This is a genomic window from Mycobacterium sp. IDUB_19 (assembly GCF_055419445.1).
The window spans coordinates 1-1,354 of the sequence record NZ_JBVAXR010000142.1; the positions used below are offsets into that span (position 1 = coordinate 1).

General features: G+C 63.5%; 2 protein-coding genes. One reads left to right on the forward strand and one right to left on the reverse strand.

The features are described from left to right. Window positions 1-203: response regulator transcription factor (locus ACZY0B_RS27480; RefSeq protein WP_463767376.1), on the reverse strand; the 203-nt coding region annotated here is incomplete at its 3' end. Window positions 204-316: 113 nt separating this feature from the next. Here ACZY0B_RS27480 and ACZY0B_RS27485 point away from each other — a divergent pair. Beyond that, on the forward strand, window positions 317-1,354 hold a 1,038-nt coding region (locus tag ACZY0B_RS27485; protein WP_463767377.1), incomplete at its 3' end, for a sensor histidine kinase.

The window sequence follows — 1,354 nt, forward strand, 5'->3', positions numbered from 1 at the left end:
ATGCCGGGCATCCGGAAGTCGAGCAACGCGACGTCGGGACGGTGCTCCTTGATCAGCTCCAGCGCCTGCGTGCCGTCGTCCGCCTCGCCGACGACGTTCACCTCACCGCTCAGCGCGAGCGCTCGCACCACCCCCTCACGAAAGAGCGGGTGATCATCGCCGACAACGACGCGGACCTTCTCGGGCGTTGCTGCGCCGGCCATGGCGGACAGTCTAGCGGTTTGCCGCACCAGCGCGGATTGCCGCGACGGACCACCTGATGCGGGTTTTGCCACTTAGCCCCGAGGCGACGAGCACAGATGAGTACTGTGTTCGCGTGGCGGATACCAGCGACGCAGAATTGCAACGGGTACGCAGGGTTCACCAGCTGCGCTCGTATCGAATTGCGTCAGTGTTTCGAATCGGTGTGCTGGGGCTCATCGTGGCCGCCTTTGTCGTGGACACGCCCAAGTCAGAGTGGGCGCAGCAAACCGACTTAGTCGTCGTATATGGATTCGTTGCGCTCTGTGCCGTGGCGCTGGCGTTTTCTCCTTCCCGCCGATGGGTTGGACTAGGCGTCGGGGTCGGCCGGCTGGAGCCCTTTGCTTTCACCATGATTGACGTGGTGGCGCTGACGGGCTTTCAACTGCTGTCCGCCCTAGGCATCTATCCATTGCTGATCATGGTGTTGCTGCCGGTCCTGGTGGGCTTTGATGTGTCGTCGCGGCGGGTGGCGGTGGTGCTGGTTATCACACTCGCCGGCTTCGCAGTCGCCGGGATTCACGACCATGTGCTGATGGGTCCGAAGCGTTGGACGGATACCGTTTTTCTTTTCGGGCTCTATGCGTTCCTGTGTGCCACCGCATTCGTGGTCGTCCGTGTTGAGGAGCGGCACGTGCGGTCGGTCGCCGGCTTGGGCGTGCTACGGGAGGAATTGCTCGCTCAGACGATGACGGCGTCGGATGTGCTGCAGCGCCGGATTTCGGAGTCCATTCACGACGGACCGCTTCAAGACATCCTCGCGGTGCGCCAAGAACTCGTCGAGCTGGAGACCGCACTGCCGGGCGACGAGCGCGTCGAGCGTGCGCTGGCCGGTCTTCAAAATGCGTCACAAAGCTTGCGGCAGGCGACTTTCGAGCTGCACCCGGCGGTGCTCGAGCAGGTCGGCCTGGGAGCCGCGGTGCATCAGTTGGCCTCCGATGCCGCGCAGCGCTCGGGCATCACGATCTCCACCGACATCGACTACCCGGGCCGCAATGAGATCGACCCGATCGTCTTCGGTGTGGTGCGCGAATTGGTGTCCAATGTCGTGCAGCACTCGCACGCCGGCCAGGCATCGATCACGCTCGGCGTCACCGACCACAGATGTGTTCTG